Annotated in this window: 28 protein-coding genes; 6 read left to right on the top strand and 22 right to left on the bottom strand. The window is 68.6% G+C overall.

Annotated features, from left to right (window positions below; translation table 11 throughout):
• Positions 1 to 35: 35 nt before the first annotated feature.
• Positions 36 to 1,277, top strand: coding sequence for a glycerate kinase type-2 family protein (locus OPU67_RS13315; RefSeq protein ID WP_267620391.1), 1,242 nt, complete (start codon positions 36 to 38; stop codon positions 1,275 to 1,277).
• Here OPU67_RS13315 and OPU67_RS13310 read toward each other — a convergent pair.
• From OPU67_RS13310 to leuC, 8 genes are all read right to left on the bottom strand, one after another.
• Positions 1,274 to 2,056, bottom strand: a complete 783-nt coding sequence (locus OPU67_RS13310; protein WP_267620389.1) for an NUDIX hydrolase — start codon at positions 2,054 to 2,056, stop codon at positions 1,274 to 1,276. The two genes, OPU67_RS13315 and OPU67_RS13310, sit on opposite strands and share 4 nt — an antisense overlap.
• Before the next feature lie 578 nt (positions 2,057 to 2,634).
• Positions 2,635 to 2,964: a Grx4 family monothiol glutaredoxin gene (gene grxD / locus OPU67_RS13305; protein WP_267620387.1), complete on the bottom strand. Its 330-nt coding sequence runs from the start codon at positions 2,962 to 2,964 to the stop codon at positions 2,635 to 2,637.
• Positions 2,965 to 3,001: 37 nt separating this feature from the next.
• Positions 3,002 to 3,235: a BolA family transcriptional regulator gene (locus OPU67_RS13300; RefSeq protein WP_267620385.1), complete on the bottom strand. Its 234-nt coding sequence runs from the start codon at positions 3,233 to 3,235 to the stop codon at positions 3,002 to 3,004.
• Between the two features lie 5 nt (positions 3,236 to 3,240).
• Positions 3,241 to 3,564, bottom strand: coding sequence for a DUF1476 domain-containing protein (locus OPU67_RS13295; RefSeq protein WP_267620382.1), 324 nt, complete (start codon positions 3,562 to 3,564; stop codon positions 3,241 to 3,243).
• 88 nt (positions 3,565 to 3,652) lie between these two features.
• Positions 3,653 to 4,651, bottom strand: a complete 999-nt coding sequence (locus tag OPU67_RS13290; RefSeq protein ID WP_267620380.1) for an NADPH:quinone oxidoreductase family protein — start codon at positions 4,649 to 4,651, stop codon at positions 3,653 to 3,655.
• Between the two features lie 27 nt (positions 4,652 to 4,678).
• Positions 4,679 to 5,278, bottom strand: a complete 600-nt coding sequence (gene leuD, locus OPU67_RS13285; RefSeq protein ID WP_267620378.1) for a 3-isopropylmalate dehydratase small subunit — start codon at positions 5,276 to 5,278, stop codon at positions 4,679 to 4,681.
• A gap of 13 nt (positions 5,279 to 5,291) precedes the next feature.
• Complete coding sequence (locus tag OPU67_RS13280; protein ID WP_267620376.1) at positions 5,292 to 5,468, bottom strand: isopropylmalate isomerase; 177 nt, start codon at positions 5,466 to 5,468, stop codon at positions 5,292 to 5,294.
• 45 nt (positions 5,469 to 5,513) lie between these two features.
• Positions 5,514 to 6,944, bottom strand: coding sequence for a 3-isopropylmalate dehydratase large subunit (gene leuC, locus OPU67_RS13275; protein ID WP_267620374.1), 1,431 nt, complete (start codon positions 6,942 to 6,944; stop codon positions 5,514 to 5,516).
• Between the two features lie 129 nt (positions 6,945 to 7,073).
• Here leuC and OPU67_RS13270 point away from each other — a divergent pair, with 129 nt between their 5' ends.
• Together OPU67_RS13270 and OPU67_RS13265 are read left to right on the top strand one after the other, a co-directional pair.
• Positions 7,074 to 7,514, top strand: a complete 441-nt coding sequence (locus OPU67_RS13270) for an acyl-CoA thioesterase (protein WP_267620372.1) — start codon at positions 7,074 to 7,076, stop codon at positions 7,512 to 7,514.
• Positions 7,515 to 7,648: 134 nt separating this feature from the next.
• The gene (locus OPU67_RS13265; protein WP_267620370.1) at positions 7,649 to 9,139 is read left to right on the top strand and encodes an FISUMP domain-containing protein; all 1,491 of its coding nucleotides are present in this window, start codon (positions 7,649 to 7,651) and stop codon (positions 9,137 to 9,139) included.
• Here the strand turns inward: OPU67_RS13265 and OPU67_RS13260 are convergent.
• Both OPU67_RS13260 and OPU67_RS13255 read right to left on the bottom strand, forming a co-directional pair.
• Complete coding sequence (locus tag OPU67_RS13260) at positions 9,126 to 10,196, bottom strand: phytanoyl-CoA dioxygenase family protein (protein WP_267620368.1); 1,071 nt, start codon at positions 10,194 to 10,196, stop codon at positions 9,126 to 9,128. The genes OPU67_RS13265 and OPU67_RS13260 overlap by 14 nt on opposite strands.
• Positions 10,197 to 10,400: 204 nt before the next feature.
• Positions 10,401 to 11,399, bottom strand: a complete 999-nt coding sequence (locus OPU67_RS13255; RefSeq protein WP_267620366.1) for an SDR family oxidoreductase — start codon at positions 11,397 to 11,399, stop codon at positions 10,401 to 10,403.
• A 234-nt stretch (positions 11,400 to 11,633) separates the two neighbouring features.
• On the opposite strand from OPU67_RS13255, the gene OPU67_RS13250 reads away from it, so the two are divergent.
• Together OPU67_RS13250 and OPU67_RS13245 are read left to right on the top strand one after the other, a co-directional pair.
• Positions 11,634 to 12,422 carry a fatty acid desaturase gene (locus OPU67_RS13250; protein WP_267620364.1) on the top strand — a complete coding sequence of 263 codons (789 nt, stop codon included), beginning with the start codon at positions 11,634 to 11,636 and terminating at the stop codon, positions 12,420 to 12,422.
• Complete coding sequence (locus OPU67_RS13245; protein WP_267620362.1) at positions 12,423 to 12,959, top strand: sterol desaturase family protein; 537 nt, start codon at positions 12,423 to 12,425, stop codon at positions 12,957 to 12,959. It abuts the gene before it with no gap.
• Between the two features lie 13 nt (positions 12,960 to 12,972).
• On the opposite strand, the gene OPU67_RS13240 is transcribed toward OPU67_RS13245, so the two are convergent.
• From OPU67_RS13240 to OPU67_RS13185, 12 genes are all read right to left on the bottom strand, one after another.
• Entirely contained in the window at positions 12,973 to 13,350 is a 378-nt protein-coding gene (locus OPU67_RS13240; RefSeq protein ID WP_267620360.1) for a VOC family protein, read from the bottom strand.
• A gap of 88 nt (positions 13,351 to 13,438) precedes the next feature.
• Positions 13,439 to 13,849, bottom strand: coding sequence for a SufE family protein (locus OPU67_RS13235; RefSeq protein WP_267620358.1), 411 nt, complete (start codon positions 13,847 to 13,849; stop codon positions 13,439 to 13,441).
• Positions 13,850 to 13,962: 113 nt separating this feature from the next.
• Positions 13,963 to 14,130 carry a hypothetical protein gene (locus OPU67_RS13230; RefSeq protein WP_267620449.1) on the bottom strand — a complete coding sequence of 56 codons (168 nt, stop codon included), beginning with the start codon at positions 14,128 to 14,130 and terminating at the stop codon, positions 13,963 to 13,965.
• Between the two features lie 5 nt (positions 14,131 to 14,135).
• Complete coding sequence (locus OPU67_RS13225; protein ID WP_267620356.1) at positions 14,136 to 14,387, bottom strand: hypothetical protein; 252 nt, start codon at positions 14,385 to 14,387, stop codon at positions 14,136 to 14,138.
• On the bottom strand, positions 14,384 to 14,695 hold the full coding sequence (locus tag OPU67_RS13220; protein WP_267620354.1) for a hypothetical protein: 312 nt from the start codon (positions 14,693 to 14,695) through the stop codon (positions 14,384 to 14,386). Before OPU67_RS13220 ends, OPU67_RS13225 begins: the two co-directional genes overlap by 4 nt.
• An 88-nt stretch (positions 14,696 to 14,783) precedes the next feature.
• Positions 14,784 to 15,140, bottom strand: a complete 357-nt coding sequence (locus tag OPU67_RS13215; RefSeq protein WP_267620352.1) for a hypothetical protein — start codon at positions 15,138 to 15,140, stop codon at positions 14,784 to 14,786.
• On the bottom strand, positions 15,140 to 15,451 hold the full coding sequence (locus OPU67_RS13210; RefSeq protein WP_267620350.1) for a hypothetical protein: 312 nt from the start codon (positions 15,449 to 15,451) through the stop codon (positions 15,140 to 15,142). Before OPU67_RS13210 ends, OPU67_RS13215 begins: the two co-directional genes overlap by 1 nt.
• Entirely contained in the window at positions 15,451 to 15,765 is a 315-nt protein-coding gene (locus OPU67_RS13205; protein WP_267620348.1) for a hypothetical protein, read from the bottom strand. The genes OPU67_RS13210 and OPU67_RS13205 overlap by 1 nt, the downstream gene beginning before the upstream one ends.
• Positions 15,766 to 15,798: 33 nt before the next feature.
• On the bottom strand, positions 15,799 to 16,173 hold the full coding sequence (gene pspC, locus OPU67_RS13200) for an envelope stress response membrane protein PspC (protein ID WP_267620346.1): 375 nt from the start codon (positions 16,171 to 16,173) through the stop codon (positions 15,799 to 15,801).
• The gene (pspB, locus tag OPU67_RS13195) at positions 16,170 to 16,475 is read right to left on the bottom strand and encodes an envelope stress response membrane protein PspB (protein ID WP_267620344.1); all 306 of its coding nucleotides are present in this window, start codon (positions 16,473 to 16,475) and stop codon (positions 16,170 to 16,172) included. The genes pspC and pspB overlap by 4 nt, the downstream gene beginning before the upstream one ends.
• Positions 16,476 to 16,478: 3 nt before the next feature.
• Positions 16,479 to 17,444 carry a phage shock protein PspA gene (pspA, locus tag OPU67_RS13190; protein WP_420709013.1) on the bottom strand — a complete coding sequence of 322 codons (966 nt, stop codon included), beginning with the start codon at positions 17,442 to 17,444 and terminating at the stop codon, positions 16,479 to 16,481.
• Entirely contained in the window at positions 17,444 to 17,629 is a 186-nt protein-coding gene (locus OPU67_RS13185) for a hypothetical protein (protein ID WP_267620342.1), read from the bottom strand. The genes pspA and OPU67_RS13185 overlap by 1 nt, the downstream gene beginning before the upstream one ends.
• Before the next feature lie 159 nt (positions 17,630 to 17,788).
• Here OPU67_RS13185 and OPU67_RS13180 point away from each other — a divergent pair.
• A partial coding sequence (locus tag OPU67_RS13180; protein ID WP_267620340.1) for a sigma 54-interacting transcriptional regulator occupies positions 17,789 to 18,638 on the top strand: 850 nt, incomplete at its 3' end.

Here is an 18,638-nt window from a genome sequence, read left to right as displayed (position 1 = left end):
AGCGTCAGCCTTCCTCGGACCGAGCGGAGGCGGTGGTGCTGCACCAGGAACTTGTCGCGATCTTCCACGCCGGCCTCGTCGCCGCCAGCGCACAGGCGGCGCTGTCCGGCAGGTTGCCGTCGGCGGCGCCCCGGGGCCGCACCATTGTGCTCGGTTGCGGCAAGGCGGCCGCGGCGATGGCCGAAGTCGCCGCCACCGAATTGCCGGGCGAGGTCACCGGCTGCATCGTCACCCGCAAGGGCCACAGGGCGCGGGCGCCCACCGGCGGGATCGCGGTGATCGAAGCGAGCCACCCGGTCCCCGACGCCGCGAGCCTTGCCGCCGGCCGGCGCCTGCGCGCGCTGGCCGCCACCGCCCGCGCGGGCGACCGGGTGGTGTTCCTGATCTCGGGCGGGGGCTCGGCGCTGCTGGTCGATCCGATCCCCGGCCTGTCGCTGGCCGAGAAGGCGCGGATCACCGATCACCTCGTCCGCTCGGGCGCCGCGATCGCCGACATCAACTGCGTCCGCCGCCACCTCAGCCAGGTCAAGGGCGGGCGGCTTGCGGCTGCCGCGCGGGCGGCGGCGGGCGATATGCACAGCTTCGTCATGTCCGACGTGGTGGGCGATGATCCGGCCACTGTCGCCTCCGGGCCGAGCATCGCCAGCCCCTTCGAACCGGAGCGTGCCATCGCCATCCTCTTGGCCAGCGGCTGGCGGGTGGAGGATAGCCTTGCCGGCCTGATCCGCGCCGCTGTCCCGCCTCCGGTCCCGCCCCATCCGGTGCACCTCGTCGCCACGGCGCGCACGATGCTCGATGCGGCGAGCAAGGCGGCCTCCTTGCGGGGCTGGCGCGTGGTGCGGATCGGCGACGATCTGACGGGCGATGCCGCCGCCACCGGGCGCGACCATGCCGCGCTTGCGCTGCGGCACCTCGCGGCGGGCGGGCCCTGCCTCCTTGTTTCGGGCGGAGAGCTGACCGTCGCGGTCAGGGCGAAGGGCGGGCGGGGCGGGCCGAACCTCGAGTATCTCGCCGGGCTGATGGCCGCGCTTCCCGAGGGCGTGCCGATCGCGGCGCTCGCCTGCGACAGCGACGGGATCGACGGGACCGAGGACAATGCCGGGGGCTGGTTCGACGCCGCCCATCGTGCGCCCGCGCAGGAATGCGAGGGGGCGCTGGCGGCCAACCGCACCCATGACCTGTTCGCCCGTCGGGGCACGCTCGTCGTCACCGGGCCGACCCGCACGAATGTCAATGATATGAGGCTGATAGCCGTGAGAGGCAGCCCTTCGGCCTAGCCGCGCGAGACGGTCTCGAGCAGTTCGGCGGTCACCGGATAGCCCGCATCGGCAAGGATCGTCAGCCACGGCTTGCCCCCCTCCTCGACCACCCGCGGGGTGATCGTGCGCACCGGGATCGCCTCGGCCTGGGCGCGGGCTTCGGCGTGGCTGGCGAACAGGGCGAGGCGTTCGAGGTTGCGTCGGGTGGGGAAGATCAGCTTGATCTCGCCGCGCGCCGCCGCCTCCAGCGCGCCCTGCGCCGTCGTCCAGAAAAGCCGCGTGTTTTCAGATTGATCGATCGAAACCTCGACCGCTCCCGTGCCGAGATCGGCGAGGTAGAAGCGGGTGTCGTAGACCCTCGCGATGTTCTCGTTCTTGGGAAACCAGCGAGCGAACGGCGTGATCTGGGCAAGGTCGAGCCGCCAGCCGAAGGCGTCGAGCACCGGGGCAAGGGCGCCGGTTTCGGCCAGCATCGCGCGGGCGGCGGCGGCCTTCTCGCCCGTGATGTCGCCTGCCAGACCGAGCGCGAGGCCCGTCTCCTCGAGCGTTTCTCGCACCGCCGCGATCTGGTGCGCGGCCTCGTCGGGGGCGAGGCCGTGTTGGGCCGCGACCTTTTCGCCGAGGGAAAAATCCGCCGGATCCACCCGTCCGCCGGGAAACACCGCCATGCCGCCCGCGAAGGTCATCGCCTTGGAGCGGACCGTCATCAGCACTTCGGGGGCCCCGCCACCCTTGGCGTTGCGGAAGATGATGATGGTGGCGGCGGGGATGCCCTCAGGAGCGGAATCGCTGGTCATTGCGGCAAAGGATGGCCTTGCGGCAGGCGCTTGCCAAGGGGCTTGCCGCCCGGCTCGCCCGGACAGTGTCGGGATGCTTTACAACCCGCTCGCAGAGCCACACGAAGCGAACCGGAAAAAGCGCGGAATTCCGGCAATTCCCGAGTTTGGCACGCGCCCTGCATATCCGGAAGCGGTCCCAATGGTCTTCATCGAGAGGCGCCGCCCCCCTGGTCTCCGGACGGCGCCTCCCCGATCCGATAAAGCGCTCCGCACTGGTCCTGCGGAGCGCTTTTTTCGTTGGGGCTGCCGAAGAAGCCATGTTTCACGTGAAACATGGCCGCAAAGGTCGGCAAGCCGGGGTCTGGGACGGGCTAGAGGGGGTCTGGCGACGGGCAAGGCGCAACTTTGCGGCGGCTGGCAGGCCCTTGGCAGGGGTCTGGCAGGGGTTCACCAACCGCCATCGGTCCGCCAGCGGCGCGCAACGGGATTGCGCCCCTGCGACAGGATCTTAAGCGATGCTTTCCGGTAGGGTGTCCAACAGCCGAACCCGGCCGCCACGCGCCGAAACGCGCGCCCCGGTGCGAGGGGTTGCCGGATCAGGCCGCCTTGGCGGCGCCGCTTTCCTCGAGCAGCTGCTGCAATTCGCCCGCCTCGAACATCTCCATCATGATGTCGCTGCCGCCGACGAATTCGCCCTTCACGTAAAGCTGCGGGATGGTCGGCCAGTCGGAGAAGTTCTTGATGCCCTGGCGGATCTCCATGTCCTGGAGCACGTCGACGCTTTCGTAGGCGACCCCGCAATGATCGAGGATCGCGACCGCACGGCTCGAAAAGCCGCATTGCGGGAAGAGCGGCGTGCCCTTCATGAACAGCACCACGTCGTTGGTGCTGACGAGATCGGAAATGCGGGTATTGACGTCGGACATGATGGCCTGGGCCTCTCGGCAAGGGGTTGATGCAAAATCAGGTGGGGACCGCGGTGGTCACTTGCAAGGCGTGCAGCACGCCGCCCATCCGCCCGCCCAGCGCATTGTAGACGAGCTTGTGCTGCGCCACGCGGCTGAGGCCGGCAAATTGCGGAGCGGTGACCTTGGCGGCCCAGTGATCGTCGTCCCCGGCAAGATCGGTGAGTTCCACCACCGCGCCGGGCAGGGCGGCCAGGATGGCATCCTCGATCTCGCGGGCACTCATCGGCATGGGGCTTACACCCCGCCCAAGAGCTGGCGGCGCGCCTCGACCGCCATTTCGGACAGCTTGGCGCGGATGTCGGCTTCGCTGACATCGATCTGCGCGGCGGTGAGATCGCCGAGCACCTTCCGCACCACGTCCTCGTCGCCCGCTTCCTCGAAATCGGCCTGGACCACCGCCTTCCTGTAGGAATCGGTTTCCTCGGGCGTCAGCTTCATCAGCCCCGCGGCCCATTCGCCGAGCAGCCGGTTGCGGCGGGCAAGGATACGGAAGGCGGTTTCCTCCTCGAGCGCGAAGTGGGCCTCCTCGGCGCGCTCGCGGTCCCTGAAATCGGTCATGGTCGTTGTGTCCCTCCGGTGACGATCAAGCCGGAGCGATAAAGCGGCAGCGGCGCGGCTTCAAGCGCGAAGCCGCGCGGCTTGGCCATCAATCCATCGTGACGACGAGCTTGCCGACCGCCTCGCGCGCCTCGAGCTTGGCGATGGCATCGCCCGCGCGCTCGAGCGGGAAGGTTTCCGATACCAGCGGGTCGATCTTGCCCGCGGCCATGAGGTCGAAGAGCTCGGCGACCTGCGCGTGGAAGCCCTTGGGGTCGCGCGCGGTGAAGGCGCCCCAGAAGACGCCGCAGATGTCGCAGGATTTGAGGAGGGTGAGGTTCAATGGCATCTTGGCGATCCCCGCCGGGAAGCCGACCACCAGAAAGCGCCCCTCCCAGGCGATGGCGCGCAGCGCAGGCTCGGAATATTGCCCGCCGACGATGTCGTAGACGATGTTGGCGCCTTCGGGGCCGCAGGCCTTCTTGAAGGCGTCCGCAAGGGCTTTTGAGGCATCCTTGTCCATCGCCTCGCGGGGGTAGATCACCACCTCGTCCGCCCCGGCCTTCTTCGCGACCTCGCCCTTCGCCTCGGACGAAACGGCCGCGACGACGCGCGCGCCGAAGGCCTTGGCAAGCTCGACCGCCGAGAGGCCCACGCCGCCCGCCGCGCCGAGCACCAGCACGGTGTCGCCCGCCTTGATATGGCCGCGGTCCTTGAGGCCGTGGATCGTGGTGCCGTAGGTCATCAGCAGGCTGGCCGCCTTCTCGAACGGCACGCCGTCGGGCACCTTGAACATCCGCCCGGCAGCGACGACGACCTTTTCCGCAAGGCCGCCATTGCCGATCCCGGCCATCACCCGGTCACCCACGGCAAAGCCCTCGACCCCTTCGCCCACCGCCTCGATCACGCCCGAAATCTCGCCGCCGGGCGAGAAGGGGCGCTGGGGCTTGAACTGGTACATGTCGCGGATGATGAGCCCGTCGGGATAGTTGATCGCGCAGGCCTTGACCGCGACCAGCACCTCGCCGTTGCCCGGGGTGGGGGTGTCGATCTCGTCGAGCGTCAGGGTCTCGGGCCCGCCGGTCTGGTGGGTGCGGATGGCTTTCATGGTGGTCCTCCCTGTATTTGTGATGTGTCAGGCGGCGGTGCCGCGCATCAGCCACGGCCGGGCGGCGGTGCGCTGTGCCTCGAAGGCGGCGATCGCCTCGCCCCGCGCCATGGTCAGCCCCACCTCGTCGAGGCCGTTCAGCAGGCAGTGCCGGCGGAACGGGTCAAGGGTGAAAGCGAAACGGTCCTGATAGGGGGTGGTGACGGTCTGCGCTTCGAGATCGACGCTGATCTCCAGACCCTCGCGCGCCGCGTCCAGCAGCCGGTCGACCGCATCCTGCGGCAGCACCACGGGCAGGATTCCGTTCTTGACCGCGTTGCCCGAGAAGATGTCCGAGAAGGAGGGCGCGATCACCACGCGGATGCCGAGATCGGCAAGCGCCCAGGCGGCGTGCTCGCGGCTCGATCCGCAGCCGAAATTGTCGCCTGCGATGAGGATCGGGGCGCCGGCGTAGGCGGGATCGTCGAAGACATTGCCGGGTTCGGCGCGGATCGTCTCGAAGGCGCCTTGGCCCAGCCCCTCGCGGCTGATCGTCTTCAGCCAGCGGGCGGGGATGATGATGTCGGTGTCGACATTCTTGAGGCCGAGCGGGATGGCGCGGCCTTGGGCGCGGGTGAGGGGCTGCATGGCTTGCGCGCCCTCAATCGGTCTGCGGCGGCTCGCCCGAGGGGATCGGGCCGGGCTGGGTCGGCTCGTTGGGCTTCTTCTTGGTGAAGCGCCGTCCCGCGTAGAGCAGGGCCGCCGCCACTGCCGCCGATCCGATGGCTGCCGCGCCCAGCGCGGTCTTGTTGCCGTTGCTTTTTCTCTTCTCGCTCATGCGACTCCCATGCGCCTGCCGCGCGGGCGTTTCAAGTGCGCGCGGTCAGACCAATTCGCGCACGTCGGCGAGCCGCCCGGTCACCGCCGCCGCCGCCGCCATCGCGGGCGAGACGAGGTGGGTGCGCGCGCCCGGACCCTGCCGCCCGACGAAGTTGCGGTTGGAGGTCGAGGCGCAGCGCTCGCCCGGCGGCACCTTGTCGGGGTTCATGCCGAGGCAGGCCGAACACCCCGGCTCGCGCCATTCGAAGCCCGCTTCCGTGAAGATGCGGTCGAGGCCCTCTTCCTCCGCTTGCGCCTTCACCAGGCCCGATCCGGGGACGACGATCGCCCACCTGACGTTGTCGGCCTTGCGCCGGCCCTTGAGCACGGCGGCGGCGGCGCGCAGGTCCTCGATGCGGCTGTTGGTGCAGCTGCCGATGAAGACGTTCTCGATCGCGACCTCGGTCATCGGGGTGCCGGGGGTGAGGCCCATGTAGTCGAGCGACTTCTTCGCCGCGACGCGCTTGCTCTCGTCGGCGAAGTCCTCGGGGTGCGGCACGCGGCCGCCGATGGGGACGACGTCCTCGGGGCTGGTGCCCCAGGTGACGCTGGGTTCGACATCGGCAGCGTCGATCACCACCGATTTCGCGAAGACCGCGCCTTCATCCGTGCGCAGCGTGCGCCAGTATGCCACGGCCGCGTCCCACTCCGCGCCCTGCGGGGCCATCGGGCGGCCCCTGAGATAGGCGAAGGTCACATCGTCCGGCGCGATCAGCCCGGCGCGCGCGCCCGCCTCGATGCTCATGTTGCAAACCGTCAGGCGCTCCTCGACGCTCATCGCCTCGAACACCGCGCCGCGATACTCGATGACGTAGCCCGTGCCCCCCGCCGCGCCGATCCGGCCGATGATGTGGAGGATCAGGTCCTTCGCGGAAACCCCCGGCCCGAGCGCGCCCTCGACCCGCACCTCCATCGGCTTCGACTGCTGGAGCAGCAGCGTCTGGGTCGCGAGCACGTGCTCGACCTCGCTCGTCCCGATGCCGAAGGCGAGCGCCCCGAGGCCTCCGTGGCAGGCGGTGTGCGAATCCCCGCAGACGATGGTCGTGCCGGGGAGCGAGAAGCCCTGTTCGGGTCCGACGACATGGACGATCCCCTGCTCCTTCGCGGTCGCGGGGATGTAGCGGATGCCGAAGGCGGGCGCGTTCGCTTCCAGCGCGGCGAGCTGGGCGGCGCTTTCCGGGTCGGCGATGGGAATGGGCAGTCCGCGCGAATCCAAACGGGGGGTCGTCGGCAGGTTGTGGTCGGGCACCGCCAGCGTCAGCTCGGGCCGCCGCACCGTGCGGCCGGCTATCCGCAGCGCCTCGAAGGCCTGCGGGCTCGTCACCTCGTGGACGAGATGGCGGTCGATATAGACGAGCGCCGTCCCGTCCTCGCGGGTCTCGACCACGTGGGCGTCCCAGATCTTCTCGTAGAGGGTGCGGGGGCGGCTTGCCATGCTCGGGTCCATCACTTCGGGGCGCAAGGTGCGGCCCAAGTGTCACGATTGCCGAGCCGTGGCAAGCTTGCGACAATTTCCTCACGCGGCTTAATGGATTTCGTCACATTCTTGCGCTAGCTTACACCCATGTCAGCAAACGCGAGCCTCCTCGACCCCACGCCCGCCGCCCGCCCCGCGGCCTTCCTCCACCCGATCAAGGTGGAGCCTGCCGACATCGACTTCATGGGCCACGTCAACAATGCGCGCTACCTCAATTGGGTGCAGGACGCGGTGCTCGCCCACTGGAACAAGCTCGCGCCTGCCGAGGATGTCGCGTCGAAAGCATGGGTCGCGCTCAAGCACGAGATCACCTATCGCAAGCCCGCCTTTCTCGAGGACGACGTGATCGCCCAGACCGTGCTCGAGCGCTTCAACGGCGCGCGCGCCTTCTACTCGACGCTCATCAAGCGCGGCGAGGAGGTGCTCGCCGAGGTGCAGTCCTCGTGGTGCTGCATCGACGCCGCCACCCTGCGGCCGGCGCGCATCGGCGAACACCTGCGCGAGTTCTTCTTCCCCAAGGGGGAGTGAAGGGCGAGGGCGCCTTCGCCCGACAGCCGCTGCAAACGGCCAGCCGCCTTGCGTCCTTCGCCTTGGCCGCGATCCGCCTTGTGCGTATCCCGGCGGGTGCTATCCTCCGGCGTCGCTTCCGGGGGGAGGGTCACATGCTGCGGTTCTGGCACTCGCTTCTGTTCATCATCGGCACGTTGCTCTGCACGGCGGCAGCGGCGCAAGAGGCGCAGGGGCCTCAGGTCGCCGCGCTGGCGATCGACCGCAGCAAGGGCTTCATCTTCGGCTGGGCCTACGACCAGCCCAGCCGCGAAGCCGCCGAGGCGCGCGCGCTGAAGGAGGTCGCCGACCGGGGCGGCAAGGGCTCGGTCGTGATGGTCTGGAGCGGCTCCGGCTGCGGCGCCTATCGCACGCTCGATGCCGCAGAGGGCAATGCCTATGGCTGGGGCCTCGCCGCCACCCGCGAGGCGGCCGATGCCATCGCCCTGGAGGAGATCGCCAAGCGCACCACCAAGGTCGCCTTCAGTAACGTGTGGGCCTGCAATTCCGACAAGACGCAGCCCTTCGAGCCGATCTTCGTCGACCGCAACCTGCCCTCGGTCGTGATCGGCCAGCAGGAATGGCTCGCGACCAACCTCAACATCGACCGCTTCCGCAACGGCGATCCGATCCCGCATTTCACTGACATCGCGAAATTCTTTGCCGAGGGCAATGCAGGCCGTCCGGCGTCATTCTGCTATCCAAGTCAGCCCTGCGAGGTGACCGGTCGCTATTATAACTACTTTGCCGTCATCGACTCCCGAGGGCTGGCCCCGGCTGGCTGGAGGGTTCCTGAGTGGAATGACTTTGCCAAGCTCATCGATTTTCTGGGCGGTCCTTCGTCTGCGGGAAATCGGCTGCGTGCGCCCGTAAGCTGGCCAGAGTGGTCGAAGCCTGTGGGCAACGCTTCAGGGTTCAATGCCAAAGCTGTTCACAGCGCGACGTGGATTTCGGACGTCGAAGACCAGTTCGCCAAAGGCATAGTGGAGCGAGCGGTATTCTGGACACTCACGCCCCACCGCAAGCGCGACTATGTCATTGCTTTGCGCGTTGCCAGCTACGGTATCGGAGATGAAACGCAAGAGGATAGCGGGGATCTGATCTCTGGGCTATCGGTCCGCCTGCTACGCGTCCCGCTCGATGCCGGCGCGATTGATCGGGGCGCGGCTGGCTATCCCGCACCGAAGCCCGTTTCGCCCGCTGCGCCTGGGTCGGCTGCGGGGGGGCCTGGGCCGAGGCCGAAATCCGCAACGCCCGTGCCGAAAACATCCCTTACACCCGCGACGTCGCTAACCCCGTCCCCCGCAGAGCAGGGCGCCGCCACCGATCAGGCCGAGGTGGAGCGCCTCAACGCCGCGGCCCGCGCCGAAGCGGACAGGCAGCTCCGGGAGGTGGAGGCGATGAAGGCCAAGGCCAAGGCCGATCAGGAGGCCTTCGAAAAAGCCAGCGCGGCCCACCGCGCGGCGGTCGCGAAGGCCGAGGCCGAGGCTGCGGCCTATGCCAGGGCAAAGGCCGCCGCAGACGCGCAGGCCGCCGAATATGCCCGCGAGAAGGCGGCCTACGATGAGGCGATGCGGCGATATCGGGAGGGCACTAAGCCCAAGTAGGCTCGATCTCCTGCGCCGCCGGATGATTCAGCAGATCGCCGAAACTCATCGGCCGCTCCTTCAGCGTCGGGTGCGGCGAATAGCCGGAATGCCACATCTTCTCCGTGACCGGCCCGCGCGCGAGGCTCATGCTGAACAGGCGGCGGGGGGCGGGCGAGCGGTTGTCGGGGCCGGCGTGGAGCATATCGCTCTGGTAGAGGATCACCGTGCCCTTCTTCGGCGCGGTCTGGACGAGGCGGAAGCGGTGCCGCAGTTCGGCGCGATGGCGCCATAGCCGCCACAATGTGGGCGGGGTCAGCATCGCGAGGCTGAACAGCGGGTTCTTGCCGATCAGGAAGCGCAGCAGGTTGGGCTGGTGCTCGTCCCACTTGGTCGAGAACACCCGGTCGCGCAGCTCGCCGGGGCCGAGCGGTGCCTCGGTGCTCCCCCGCATCGCCCACAGCTTGGCGAGGTTGTGCCGCAGGATGCGCCAGTTCCAGGCGATGCTGGCGAGGTCCATCAGCGCGAGGGTCCCGGGATCGTGCGGGCGCCCCGCGATGCCGCTTGGCTGCGTGCCGGGGACGAACACCGTCCCCCCTTGCGCATCTGACACGTCCTCGAGCGCGGCGAACAGGCTGATAACGCCGGGCGGATCGCGGTGGATATACTGGTGCGAGGAGCCGAAATAGCTGGTCAGCGTCGTCACCTCGAGCAGCGGGTGCTCGCGCCCGCAATAGGCCGACAGCACATCCTCGAGCCGCCGGGCGAGGGTGGCGGCGAAGGCGGTGACTTCGGGGCTTGCGGGCAGCGCGCAGAAGTCGCGGCGGCGGTGGCGGTTGTCGGTCTGGCTGGCGAAGGCGCAGCGGCTGCGTTCGGGATCGTCGAGCGCCGCGCGCACCAGCGCGAGGCCCGCGTCGGCCTCCGCGTGCGACAAGAGCCCGGTGAGGATCACGAAGCCGTGCGTCGCCATCATCGCCCGCGCCGCGCGCGCGCAAGGCTCGGTCAGCCGCCCCTGCGCATCGCGCACGGCGGCCACCTCGAAGGCGGCGGTGTCGCTGGAAATCGGAAGGTCGCTCATGCCATCGCCCCGCGCTCCTGCCATCCGGGCCGCCCTGCTTTCGCCTCGCGGGCGGGGGGAGGGAAGAGGCCGGTGCGGCGGCGTTTCAATGGCGCACAAGTTTGTGGATCGGGTTAACGCGGTGCGGGCGGGCCCGCGCGGCAGGCGCGAGCGCCGCGCCGACCGAGGGCAGCGCGGCGCTCAAGATCGACCTGTTCTGACGCCTCAGCGGCGCTTGAGCGCGGTGCTCATCACGCCTGCCGCCCCTGCCGCCAGCGCCGCCCCGGCGAGGGAGGCGATGGGGTTCGAGCGGATGAAGGTGTAGAGGCTGGTCTGGCGCATCGACTGGTCGCCATAGACACGCCCCTCGCTCCCGCCGCTGCTGAAGCCCGCCGCATCGCTGCGATTGGGCTCGCCCTTGCGCAGCGCGGTGGCAAAGAAGGCGCGCGCGAAGACCTGATCGGCGAGGTCCGGCACAAGCCGCGCGAAGAGCGTCATCGCCCGGCCCGCGCCGCCGACGATCATGTCGCGGGTCGGATGCACCGCCGCGCGCAGGATCGCCTCGGCGACGAGATCGGGCGAATAGACCGGAGGCGGGACCTTGGCGGCCTCGTCCATCTGGTTCAAGGCGTGGGACGCAAACGGCGTGTTGATCCCCGAGGGCTGGATCAGCGTCACCGAGACCGGCGCCTTGTCGTGGATCAGTTCGAGCCGCAGCGAATCGATGTAGCCCTTCACCGCGTACTTGCTCGCCGTGTAGGAGGACAGCACCGGGGCGGGCATCTGCGAGGAGATCGATCCGGTCGTGATCAGCGCCCCGCCGCGCGCCTTGAGGTGGGGGAGCGCCTCGGTGGCGCAGTGGACGACGCCCCAGTAGTTCGTCTCGAACACCTGGCGGTGATCCTCGTCGGAGAGCTCCTCGAGCTTGGCATAGACGCCGACCCCGGCGTTGCTCACCCAGGTGTCGAAGCCGCCGTGGCGGGCGATCACTTCTTCGACCGCGGCGGCCACGTCCTCGCGGCTGCCGACATCGGCCTGGATTGTGTCGCAGCGCCCGCCCTCGGCACGGATGCCTTGCGCGGCGGTCTCGAGCCCTTCGGCGCTGCGGGCGATGATGACGACATTGGCGCCGCGCGCGGCGGCGATGCGGGCGGTGGCAAGGCCGATCCCCGAGGATCCGCCGGTGATGACGATGGTCTGCTGGTCAAGCGGCTTCAATTGCATGGCGCATGGTCTCCTGCGTGTTTTCCCGTAGACCGCCGATCATCGCCGCTGGGGCCGCCATGGCCCTAACCTCGATCAGCGCACCGCCGCATGACACCCGCGCGGCCCCGCCCCGGCCACCGACCATCGCACCCCGCGGGCTGCGCAAGGAGGATCATGAACACAGATGATTTGCCACGCGCCGCCGCTCGCCTATAGCATCCGCATGACCCGCGCCTGCGTATCCTCCGCGCAATGAACGCCCGCTTCGCCTTGCCCGACCGGCGGCTCCAGCGTGTCGCCGGCCTTGCCCTCGCGCTGGCAATCGCCGGGAGCTGGCTGGCGATCCATGCCTGGGGGATGTTCGTGTTCGAACTGACCTGGGAGAACTGGCCGGTCGCGGTGGTGATGGCGGCGGTGCAGTGCTGGCTTTCGGTGGGGGTGTTCATCGTCTGTCACGATGCGATGCACGGCAGCCTCGTGCCCGGGCACCGGCGCGTCAACGGCGCGATCGGCGCGGTGCTGCTGGCGCTCTACGCGGGCTTCGGATGGCGGCAGCTGAGGAATGCGCATTTCGATCACCACCGCTTGGCCGGGCGTCCGGGCGACCCCGACTTCGACGAGCACCACCCGGCCGATTTCTGGCGCTGGTATGCGACCTTCTTCCGCCGCTATTTCGGCTGGCGCTCGATCCTCTTCGTCCACACCGTGGTGGGCATCTACTGGCTGGTGCTGGACGTGCCGATGGCGCAGATCGTGCTGCTCTACGGCCTGCCGGCGCTCGGCTCCTCGCTCCAGCTGTTCTATTTCGGCACCTTCCGCCCGCACCGGCACCTTGCCGAAGCGGCCGCGGCGGACCGTTTTTCCGATCTCCACAACACCCGCAGCGAGGATTTCGGTACCCTCACGAGCCTCGCCACCTGCTTCCATTTCGGCTATCACCTCGAACATCACCGCCGCCCCGACGTGCCGTGGTGGGCCCTGCCCGCCGCGCGCCGCGCCGGGGTGGGGCGGATCGACAGACTGACTGAAAAGGCCTCGTAAATGAGCTGGCTCGAAGCCGCTGCCGTCACCTTTGCCGCGCTGTTCGGCATGGAGATCTTCGCCTGGGTGGCGCACAAGTATATCATGCACGGCTGGGGGTGGGACTGGCACCGCGACCATCACGAGCCGCACGACAATGTGCTCGAGAAGAACGACCTGTTCGCCGTCGTGTTCGGCACGATCAACGCCGCGCTCTACATCATCGGCTCTTTGTGGGTCGAATGGCTGTGGTGGGTGGCGGTGGGCATCACGCTCTATGGAGTGATCTACACGCTGGTCCACGACGGGCTCGTCCACCAGCGCTACTGGAAGTGGGTGCCGCGCAAGGGCTACGCCAAGCGGCTGGTGCAGGCGCACAAGCTCCACCACGCGACGATCGGCAAGGAGGGCGGGGTGAGCTTCGGCTTCGTCTTCGCCCGCGATCCGGCGAAACTCAAGGCCGAGCTGAAGCGGCAGAAGGAAGCGGGCGTCGCGGTGGTGCGCGATTCCGTCGGCGCCGGGAGCGACGCCTACGAGGTGGTGGGGCGCAACCTTTAGGTCGGAGACCGCTCTAGCCGAACTGCGTCAGGCTGAGATTGTTGCCGTCCGGATCGAAGAACCACGCGATCTTCGTGCCCGAGCCGGGGTCGGTCCAGATGCCCCGCGCGTCCTGACCGAAGCCCTCGTAGACCGCGCAAGGAACGCCCTTTTCCGCAAGCGCGTCGACCGCCGCAGCAATGTCCGCAACCTGCCAGCCGAGCACCGTGTGGGGGCCCGCCTGATGGCCCTCGACACTGGTCAGCCGCATCAGCGTGCCGGCAAGGTCATAGCTCACCGCATAGGGATCGTCCCCCGTCTCGGTGAGGCCCAGCGTGTAGGTATAGAAGCCGCGCGCCCGGGCGATGTCGGACGTGAGCACGAAGCAGACGGGTTTCGCTTGTCCCAGCATGGCCTGTTTCCCCTCCCGCGCAGCGACTCGTCGCCGCTGCGCTCCCGCCGGGAGAATACGCCCGTTCGGGGCGATCGCCAAAAGCGGCTCAGGCAGCCGCGAGGCGGGCGGCGTGTTCCTTCACCAGCGCGATCATGTTGGGCACGCCTTGCGTGCGATTGCTGGAGAGCTGGTTTTTCAGGTCGAAGGGGGCGAGCGCGGCCATGACGTCCATCTGCGCGACCTCGGCGGCGGGCCGGTCCTGCACCGCGGCGATGACGAGGGCGACGATCCCCTTGGTGATCGCGGCGTTGCTGTCGGCGAGGAAGTGAAGCCGCGCGGGATCGCTCCCGGCCGGGTAGACCCACACGGCGGCCGAACAGCCGCGCACCAGCGTCGCGTCGGTCTTGAGCGCATCGGGCATCGGCTCGAGGGTGCGGCCCAGCTCGATCAGGAGGCCGTAGCGTTCGTCGCCTTCGAGGAATTCGTACTCGTCGAGGATGTCGGAAAGGGTGCGCAAGACAGACTCCGTTCGCCCCGAGCTTGTCGAAGGGCCGTTCTGTTGTTTCGGCGCTGCCCTAGAAGAAAAGACGGTGCTTCGACAAGCTCAGCACGAACGGGGTTGGCGTGCCCTCAGCCCCCGATCCCACCGGGCCGGGTGAGCACGTAATAGGCGACGTAGAACCAGCCGAAGAAGCCCTGGATCGCCGCCCACACCACCGACTTGTGGAGGCTCCAGCTGATCGCCACGGCAATCGCGCTGCCGAGGCCGATGCCGGCCTGGGTGGCGGTGTTGCGCACCGCGCTCACAATTCGACCCCGCTCGCGATCGCCTCGAGCTTGCGGATGCGCTCCTTGAGGTCGGCGAGTTCGATGCGCGCGGTGCCGAGGCCCGAGCCTTCGTCCTGCGGGGCGCGGACGGCGGCGCGGTCGAGCTCCTGGCGCTTCAGCTCCAGCCAGCCCGCCCAGGCACGCAGCAGCGCGGCGGCGACCAGCGCGAGGCCGATCAGGCTCCCGGCGGTCAGCACGAGGATGGGATCGATAAGCAGCGTGGTCATTCGCTCTGTTCCCTCTTCAACGCGGGGGTGTCCCGCAGGGCTTCGATCTCGGCGGCGATCCGCGCCTGTTCGCGCGCGTCGCCGGAATGGGCGTCGGTGGCGATGCGTTCGAGCACCCTGACGCGGTCCTTCAATTCGGCGAGCTCGCGGCGCGCCGCCTCCAGTTCGGCCGCGGTCCGGGCATCGCCGCGCGGCACAGCCTGCTGGTTGCCGTCCTCGTCCTCGATGATCCCGGCCTTGGCACGGGCGATCTGGACGACGCCCCAGATGAGGATCGCGACCAGCGCGACGATGGCCCAGCTGCTCATTGCGCGGCCGCCTCGGCCGTCCGGCCGCTCATGCCGATCACGATCGCCAGCGAAATCAGGGTGATCGCGATGATCGCGGCTTCGGGCATCAGGCCTCTCCCCGGTCCTTCAGATTGGCGAGCGCGCGGTCCCGCAGGGCGTCGATTTCGGCGCCGAGGTGGTAGCCGCCGTCGGTGACGATCCGCTCGACATTGGCGAGCCGGTCCTTCATCGACCCCAGTTCGGCGCGCAGTTCGGCGTTTTCCTGGGTGAGCAGGGTCACGCGGTGCGCGGTCTCCTTGTCCGAGCCGGGCTTCAGCGACTGCCCCCACATCCCTTCGAGCGGGTAGCCGTTCTTGATCTTCATCCGCGTCGTCTGGAACGAGGCGAGGATGCCCATGGCGCCAAGCCCGAAGCCGGCGGCAATCGCGTAGCCGATATAGGGGGCGAAGGTCGCGAACTCCATCACGCGCGCTCCTTGCCGATCGCCGGGACGTCGCGCAGCGCCTCGATCTCGGCGCTCAGCGAATAGCCGCGGTCGGTGACGATCTTCTCGAGCACGATCATGCGGTCCTGCATGGCATCGAGCTTGTCATGGAGTTCGCGGTTCTCGGCCTTCAGACGCAGGTTTTCGGCATTGGCGGCCGGTTCGACCTTGCGACCCCAGGAATCCTCGAGCGCGTAGCCATGCTTGGCGCGGATCCAGTTGTTGATGAGCCAGCCCCCGACGGCGACCGCCATGACGAGAATGATGAGGAGGTTCTTCTCGAGCTCCATCACACGCGCTCCTTCTTCTCGAGGCCGAGAGGGACGCCGGCGTCGGCGTCGTCCACCCGGCGGGTGTCGCGCAGCGCCTCGATCTGGGTGGCGATGTCGTAGCCGCGGTCGGTGACGATGCGTTCGAGCACCTGCACCCGGTCCTCGAGCCGCTGGACCTTGCTCGCATACTGCGCGGCCTTCTCGGCGGTCTGCTCGGCGGTGGCCCCGACTTGCATCTCGGCCATCTTCTGCTGGTGCTTCGTCCACAAGGCGACGATCGGGATCATGAGGGCGACGATCGGGATCATCGTTCCCAGAGTTGCAGGATCCATGGCTTCAGTCCCCGTTATTCGAGTTCAGGAGGATTAGCGCAGCCGCTCGATCTCGGCGGTCAGGCGCGGGTTGCTGCTGACGTAGTGGCTCTCGACCGCCGCGAGACGCCGGTCGATGTCGCGGAAGTTGGCGCGAATCTCGCGGGCGGTGCGCTTCGGGCTCTGGCGGACCGACTGCCAGTATTTCTGCTCGCTCGCGTCGCGGTAGAGGTGCGGCGGCTTCTTGTTGAGCACGAAGCCGGCGACGAAATAGGCGAGGATCGGCCAGCCGAGGCCGAGGCATAGCGCCAAGGTGCCGAGCCGGACCCACAGCACGTTGACCCCGGTGTAATCGGCGATACCCGAGCACACCCCCATCAGCTTGGCGTTGTGCTTGTCGCGGTAGAGCGTGGTGCGCGGCGTGTTCATGCGCGGGTTCCCTTCTTCTCGGCGATCAGCTGCTCGAGTTCGCGCAGCTGCTGGTTGTCCTTTTCCTGATCGGCGATCAGGCGGCGGGCCGGGGTGAAACCCGGATCGTCGGCGGCGACCAGCCGCTCGACCGTGTCCATCCGCTCGTCCAGCCGCCGGGCGAGGTTGTAGAGCTCCTCGAGCAGCACCTCGTCATCGCTGGTGATGGTGGGGGCCGTCTTCCACTTGGTGATGTAGTGCAGGATCACCCAGGGCGCGCCGATGAACAGCGCCAGAGCGGCAATGACTTCTCCTCCATCCATGTCTTACTTCCCCTCGCTGTCGCCGGCCTTGCCGAGCGCCTTTTTCATGGCCTGCAATTCGTCGTCGATCGCGTCCGAACCGGCGAGCGCCGCGATTTCATCGGCGAGCGACGGCGGGCCTTCCTCGGCAATGCGCAGCGCGTCGGCGCGGCCTTCGGCATAATCGACCCGGCGTTCGAGCTGGTCGAAGCGGGCGAGCGCCTCGTCGGTGCGCTCGGTGCTCATCAGCGTGCGCAGCTTGACGCGGTTCTCGGCGCTTTCGAGGCGGGCTGCGATCGCGGTCTGGCGGCTGCGCGCCTCGCGCAGGCGGTGCTGGAGCTTGGCGATGTCCTCCTCGTAGGCGCGCAGCGCATCGTCGAGCACGGCGATTTCCGCCTTGAGCTGGTCGGCCATGTCGGCGGCCTTCTTCTTCTCGACGAGCGCGGCGCGGGCGAGATCCTCGCGGTCCTTCGACAGCGCGAGCTGCGCCTTCTCCGCCCAGTCGGCCTGAAGCCGGTCGAGCTTCACGCAGTGGCGGTGCATCTCCTTCTGGTCGGCGATGGTGCGCGCGGCCGAGGCGCGGACTTCGACCAGGGTTTCCTCCATCTCGAGGATGATCATGCGGATCATCTTGGCGGGGTCATCCGCCTTGTCGAGCATATCGTTGAAGTTCGAAGCGAAAATGTCGAGAGTTCGGCTGAAAATGCCCATGAAGGCTACTCCATCGAGAAACGAGCCGGAGCGTTCGCGCCCGGCGACTCGGTCGCCCTGCGGCTCGGCGGCGTTGCCGCGCGACTGTGCCGGGTCCGGGCGGCGGCGCAAGGCCTCGATTTCCTCGTCGAGGCGCGACAGCCGTCCGGCGGACAGCAGGCGGGTGGGTTGGGCCGGAGCGTCGCTGCTCTGAGGCGCGCGGGGGGGCGCGGCGCCATCGGCAGCATCGGCGGGGGGGACATGACGCTCCGGCCCGAGGGGATCGAAGGGATCGCCCATCAAGCGATCTCGACCAGCGCGCCGGCGGTGCCGACGGGGTGGGCGATGGGGGCGGCGGCGGCCGCACCCGGCTGGATCTGCGAGGACAGGAGCACCATCATCGTCATCGCGGCGATGCTGGCGATGGCGGCGTGTCCGACTTTCGAGCTCCAGAAGCTGGCTTTGGCGGCAGTGCGGTCGATCATGGTGGGCCTCCCGGTGAAGATGTTTCGGTCTTGCCGGGTGTTTTGCATCAGCCGTGCCAAATGCGCAGAATGGCCGATTTGCGCCATTTTTCCCGCTATGCACGGTGCGGACCTTGGGGTATATTGCCAAGCATTGGGCATTTTCACTAGTGTTTGGACATGAAGCTCGAAAGCCAGTTCATCGGCCAGTCGGGGGCCTTCCTGGATGCGGTCGAGCGCGCCAGCCGCGCGGCGGCGATGAACCGCCCGGTGCTGGTGATCGGCGAGCGCGGGACGGGCAAGGAGCTGATCGCCGAGCGCCTCCACCGCCTCTCCACGCGCTGGGACGAGCCGCTCGTCACCATGAACTGCGCGGCGCTCCCCGAGACGCTGATCGAGGCCGAGCTGTTCGGTCACGAGGCGGGCGCCTTCACCGGCGCCACCAAGAGCCGCGCGGGCCGCTTCGAAGAGGCCGACCGGGGCACCCTGTTCCTCGACGAATTGGGCACCCTCAGCATGGGCGCGCAGGAGCGGCTGCTGCGCGCGGTCGAATATGGCGAGGTCACCCGCATCGGTGCCTCGCGCCCGATCCGCGTCGACGTGCGGATCGTCGCGGCTACCAACGACGACCTGCCCGCGCTGGCCGCATCGGGCGAGTTCCGCGCGGACCTCCTCGACCGGCTGAGCTTCGAGGTCATCACCCTGCCGCCCTTGCGGGTGCGCGAGGGCGATATCGGCGTGCTCGCCGAATATTTCGGCCGCCGCATGGCCGCCGAGCTCGAATGGGACCGCTGGCCGGGCTTCGCGCCCCACGTCATGGAGGCGCTCGAGGATCATCCCTGGCCCGGCAACGTGCGCGAATTGCGCAACGTCATCGAACGCGCGGTCTATCGCTGGGCGGCGCCCGATGTGCCGATCGCGCACGTCCAGTTCGATCCCTTCGAAAGCCCGTGGCGCCCGCGCCCGCCCGAGCACCGCCGCAGCAGCGCCGCCGGCGCCCCGGCAAGGGCAGCCGTGGGCGAGGCGGCGC

This window comes from Erythrobacter sp. WG (assembly GCF_026586795.1).
In the GTDB taxonomy this organism is placed as follows: Bacteria; Pseudomonadota; Alphaproteobacteria; order Sphingomonadales; family Sphingomonadaceae; genus Erythrobacter.
The sequence above is the reverse complement of the archived record's forward strand: the minus strand, read 5'-3'. Positions and strand labels throughout refer to the sequence as shown.